4 protein-coding genes are annotated in these 4924 nt (G+C 70.1%); all 4 read right to left on the bottom strand.

What is annotated here, in order from left to right:
* Positions 1 to 892: HAMP domain-containing protein (locus MFF42_RS18080; RefSeq protein ID WP_238256992.1), on the bottom strand; the 892-nt coding region annotated here is incomplete at its 3' end.
* 162 nt (positions 893 to 1054) lie between these two features.
* A complete protein-coding gene (gene truB, locus MFF42_RS18075) occupies positions 1055 to 2080 on the bottom strand; it encodes a tRNA pseudouridine(55) synthase TruB (RefSeq protein WP_238256991.1) in 1026 nt (341 codons plus the stop codon).
* Positions 2081 to 2201: 121 nt separating this feature from the next.
* On the bottom strand, positions 2202 to 2642 hold the full coding sequence (gene rbfA, locus MFF42_RS18070) for a 30S ribosome-binding factor RbfA (protein WP_238256990.1): 441 nt from the start codon (positions 2640 to 2642) through the stop codon (positions 2202 to 2204).
* Positions 2643 to 2746: 104 nt separating this feature from the next.
* On the bottom strand, positions 2747 to 4924 hold a 2178-nt coding region (gene infB, locus MFF42_RS18065), incomplete at its 5' end, for a translation initiation factor IF-2 (RefSeq protein WP_238256989.1).

Raw genomic sequence — 4924 nt, 5'->3', positions numbered from 1 at the left:
TGACCGCCCGCGTCGTCTCCTCCTCGAAGGCCCGTGTCGCCGCTTCGAGCCGCGCACCGCGGGCGCCGTCCTCGGCCAGACGATCCCGGGCCGCGTGGTCGAGCTGGCGCTTCTGGATCAGGGCCGCCCGGAACTGCGCGATCGTGCGGGCCATCTCGCCGACCTCGTCGCGGCGGCCCGTGAACGGCACCGTCGCGTCGAGCTGCTCGTCGGCAAGCGCCTGCATCGTCGCCTTGAGCCGGTGCAGCGGGCGCTGGATCTGCGTCCGGATGATCCAGAACGCGGCGAGGAGCGCGATGATCAGCGCCGCGGCCGGTGCGGCGATCAGGGTGACGAACCCGGTGTGCTGCGCCTGCGCGGCGGCCTCCCGCTGTCCGTCGAGGCGCGCGAGCACGTCGCGGCCGAGCGCCGAGATCTCCCGCACCATGCGCTCGCGATTCTTGACCGTCGCCTCGTCGGTCGCCTGGATCAGCGCGGCGCGAGGCGAGACCGTGAGACCGAGTTCGGCCGTCTCGGTCTGGTAGGCCATGAATTCCTTCACCGCGAGATCGAGCTTGCGTCGCTTCTCCGGCGGCAGGTGTCCTTCCATGGCGGTCAGGAACGGCCCGCGGGCAGCCTCCACCTCGCCGAGCGCGGTCTGGAGTGCCGAGAGCCGCGCCTTCGCCTCGTCCGTGTCGGACGCGGTGTAGACGGCGCTGGCCTGAACCACGGCGTGCTCGATCGCCTGAGCGAGGCCCCGCGCCTGGAGGCCGGCATCCCAGAACGACTCGGTGAGGGCGGCCCGCGCCTGTTCCTGCGACGCCTGCCGCAGGGCGAAGGCCGAGATACCGGCCCCGACGAGGCCGAGCAGGCCGACCACCGTCGCCAGCTTGAGGCCAAGAGATACCCGCATGAAAAAGTCCGCCGATCCGTGGAGTCGGCGGACTTTTAGGAAGTGCGGGCTTGATCCCAGGTTAATTAGAGCCGGCTATGCTTGCATGGTCGTGATGAAAGCGCCGCGATCATCTTGCCTCAACGTAAATATATCGCTCGGCAAAGGGAGACGAGCTTTGCCTCAGTTTCGCGGCGCGGCCGTTCCGCCGAGATGGAACACACGGTGCGGCACCAGCTCGCCGCGCTCCACGTCGCCCACGGCGACGAGCACGCCGCCGCAGGTCGCGTAGGCCTTGCCTTCCACCGGCGCGTCCTGCCCGCGCAGGATCACCGGCTGTCCGCGCATCAGGCGAAGGCCCATGTCGCGGCTGACGGCGACCGACGGGATGTCTTCCAGAGCCGTCTCGACCGGGTGGAGATGCATCTCCGTGCTCTCTTCGAGGGCGGCGACGCTGCAGGCGGTCGCCTCCTCGAACGGGCCGACGCGCGTGCGCCGCAGGGCCGAGACGTGGCCGTAGCAGCCGAGCATGCGCCCGAGGTCGCGGGCGAGCGCCCGGACATAGGTGCCCTTGCCGCACTCGGCGGCGATGACGGTGCGGTCGCCGTGATGCTCGATCACGGCGAGATGGTCGATGCGCACGGCGCGGGCCACGAGCTCCACGACCTCGCCGCCGCGGGCGAGGTCGTAGGCACGCTCGCCCTGGATCTTGATGGCGGAGAAGCGCGGCGGAACCTGCTCGATCTCGCCGACGAAGGACGGCAGCGCCGCCTCGACCGCCTCGCGGCTCGGCCGGTTCTCCGAGGTCTCGACCGGACGCCCCTCGGCGTCGTCGGTGTCGGTCTCGATGCCCCAGGTCACCTCGAAGCGGTAGGCCTTGCGGCCGTCCATCACGAAGGGGACGGTCTTGGTCGCCTCGCCGAGTGCGATCGGCAGGATGCCGGAGGCCAGCGGATCGAGGGTGCCGGCATGGCCCGCCTTCTTGGCGTTGAACAGGCGCTTCACCACCGCCACCGCCTGGGTCGAGGTGATGCCGACGCCCTTGTCGAGCACGACCCAGCCGCTGACGTCGTTCTTCTTCGGGCGGTCCTGCCGCGGGCGACCGCGCTGCGGGCGGCGCCCGGCGCGCGGCGGTCCGTCCCGGCGCATGTCGCCGCGCGGTCCCTGCGGCGCCTCGGCGGCACGTTCGGAAGAAATCTCGTCCTGCATCCTGTCCTCGATCGACGGGCTTTTTCTCGACGGACTCGTCCCGTCATGGGGGTCTGTCACGGGTCCGCCACACGGCCCGGTGGGTGAGCGGGCGGCGGGAATCGGGCCGCCCGGATCAACATCAATCGCGCGAGGGCGAATCCGGTTCGGCCTCGTCGTCCTCGCGGGGGGCCGTTTCCAGATCCCGCTGGACCTTCTCGCTCCTCAGGAGCTGGTCGATGCGCGCCGCCTCGTCGAAGGTCTCGTCGCGGCGGAATCGCAGCTCGGGAGCGTATTTCAGGTTCACCCGCCGCGCGACCTCCTGACGGAGAATCTTCTTGTGCCGGTCGAGCGCGGCGATCACCGGCGCCTCGTCCTGGCCGCCGAGCGGCATGACGTAGGCGGTGGCGAGCTTGAGGTCCGGCGACATCCGCACCTCGGGCACGGTGACGACGTGGGAGCCGAGCACCGGATCCTGGATGTCGCCGCGCTGGAGCACCTCGGCGAGGGCGTGGCGCACGAGTTCGGCCACGCGCTGCTGGCGCTGCGAGGGACCGGCGGAGGGATTCTGCTTCTGGGCCATCGGATGATCGACGTCGCTGAACCGTCAGGCTCGTGTCTGGAAACAAAGGGGGCCGCAGCTTTCGCCGCGGCCCCGCTTGAGCAAGTGCGGTAGGGGAGGGCCGCTCAGAGCGTGCGCTTGATTTCCTCGACGTTGAAGCACTCGATGAAATCGCCCACGCGCATGTCCTGGTAGTTCTGGAAGGACATGCCGCACTCGTAGCCGGCGGTGACTTCCTTGGCGTCGTCCTTGAGGCGCTTGAGCTGGGACAGCCGGCCCTCGTGGATCACCACGTCGTTGCGCAGCAGGCGGACATGGGCGCCGCGCTGGACCACGCCCTCCATGACGCGGCAACCGGCGATCTTGCCGACCTTCGACACGTCGAAGATCTGCAGGATCTGCGCCTCGCCGAGACGCTCCTCGCGGAGCGTCGGCGGCAGCATGCCCGACAGCGTGGCTTTGATGTCGTCCACGAGGTCGTAGATGATGCTGTAGTAGCGGATCTCGGTGCCGTCCCGCTCGGCGGCGTTGCGCGCTTCCTTGTGGGCGCGCACGTTGAAGCCGATCACCACCGCCTTCGAGGCGTTGGCGAGCGTGATGTCCGACTCGGTGATGCCGCCCACGCCCGAGAGCAGGATGCGCACGCCGACCTCGTCGTTGCCGAGCGCGGTGAGCGCGCCGTTGATGGCCTCGACCGAACCCTGCACGTCGCCCTTGATGACGATCGGCAGCTCCTTGCGGCCGGCGCCTTCCTTGGCCTCGCGCATCATGTCGACGAGCGAGCGGTTGGCGCCGCCGGTGCGGGCGTTCAGGCGCTCGCGCTTGATGCGGGCGCGGTACTCGGTGACCTCGCGGGCACGGGCCTCGTTCGGCACCACGATCACGCGGTCGCCGGCATCGGGCGTGCCGTTGAAGCCGAGCACCTCCACCGGCACCGACGGGCCGGCATAGGGGATGTGCTTGCCGGTGTCGTCGATGAGGGCGCGGATGCGGCCCCACTCGGCGCCGGCGACGATGATGTCGCCGGTGAACAGTGTGCCGCGCTGGACGAGGACCGTGGCGACGGGGCCGCGGCCGCGGTCGAGCTGAGCCTCGATCACGGTGCCCTCGCCGTCGCGCTTCTCGTTGGCGCGCAGGTTCATGATCTCGGCCTGGAGCTGCAGGCCCTCCAGCAGGCTCGGCAGACCGTCGCCGGTCTTGGCCGAGACCTCGAATTCCAGGGTCTCGCCGCCCATCGACTCGACCTGGATGTCGTGCTGCAGGAGCTCGGTGCGCACCCGCTGCGGGTTCGCGTCCGGCTTGTCGATCTTGTTGATGGCGATGATCATCGGGACGCCCGCCGCCTTGGCGTGCTGAATCGCCTCGACGGTCTGGGGCATCACGCCGTCATCGGCCGCCACCACGATCACGACGATGTCCGTCACCTTGGCGCCGCGGGCGCGCATCGAGGTGAAGGCCGCGTGGCCGGGGGTGTCGATGAAGGTGATGAGGTCGCCCGACGGCGCCGCCACCTGGTAGGCGCCGATATGCTGGGTGATGCCACCGGCCTCGCCCTCGACCACGTTCGCCGCGCGGATCGCGTCGAGCAGCGAGGTCTTGCCGTGATCGACGTGACCCATGATCGTGACGACCGGCGGACGCGGCTCCAGATCCTCCTCCAGATCCGGCTCGTCGGAGGTCAGACCCTCCTCGACGTCCGACTCCGCGACGCGGCGGACCGTGTGGCCCATCTCCTCGGCGATGAGCTGGGCGGTGTCCGAGTCGATCACGTCGGTGATCTTGTGGATCTGGCCCTGCTTCATCAGCAGACGGATGACGTCGACCGCACGCTCGGACATGCGGTTGGCGAGTTCTTGGATGGTGATCGTCTCGGGAATGGTCACGTCGCGGGCGATCTTCTCCTTGGGCTCCTCGTGCCGGTGGCCGCTCATGCGCTGCTGGCGGCGGCGGAAGGAGGCGACGGAGCGGGTGCGCTCTTCCTCGCCGGCGGTCGCGTTGGCGATGGTGAGACGGCCGCGGTTGCGGTCGCCGCCCGGCGACTTCGGCGTCTTGGGCGGCGTGATGATCTTGAGCGGCATGCCCGGGCGACGGATCACCCGCTTGGTGTCCGTTTCCTCATCGGCCGCGGCGGCGCCGGGACGGGCCGCGGGACGCGCGGCGGCGGTCGCACCCGCGGGGCGGGCGGCGGTCGTCGGGCTCGGCGCCTTCTCGGGCTCGGGTGCCGGCGTCGGACGCGCCATGAAGTTCAGGTCGCGCGGCTTCTTCACGTCCGCGGTGATGGTGCGGCGCGGCTCGGCCGGCGG

The organism is Methylorubrum podarium (assembly GCF_022179745.1).
Lineage (GTDB): Bacteria > Pseudomonadota > Alphaproteobacteria > Rhizobiales > Beijerinckiaceae > Methylobacterium > Methylobacterium podarium.
The sequence above is the reverse complement of the archived record's forward strand: the minus strand, read 5'-3'. Positions and strand labels throughout refer to the sequence as shown.

Bases quoted from the DNA above. Each gene is read 5' to 3' on its own strand.
- rbfA (WP_238256990.1), bottom strand. From the start codon at position 2,642: ATGGCCCAGAAGCAGAATCCCTCCGCCGGTCCCTCGCAGCGCCAGCAG.
- truB (WP_238256991.1), bottom strand. From the start codon at position 2,080: ATGCAGGACGAGATTTCTTCCGAACGTGCCGCCGAGGCGCCGCAGGGA.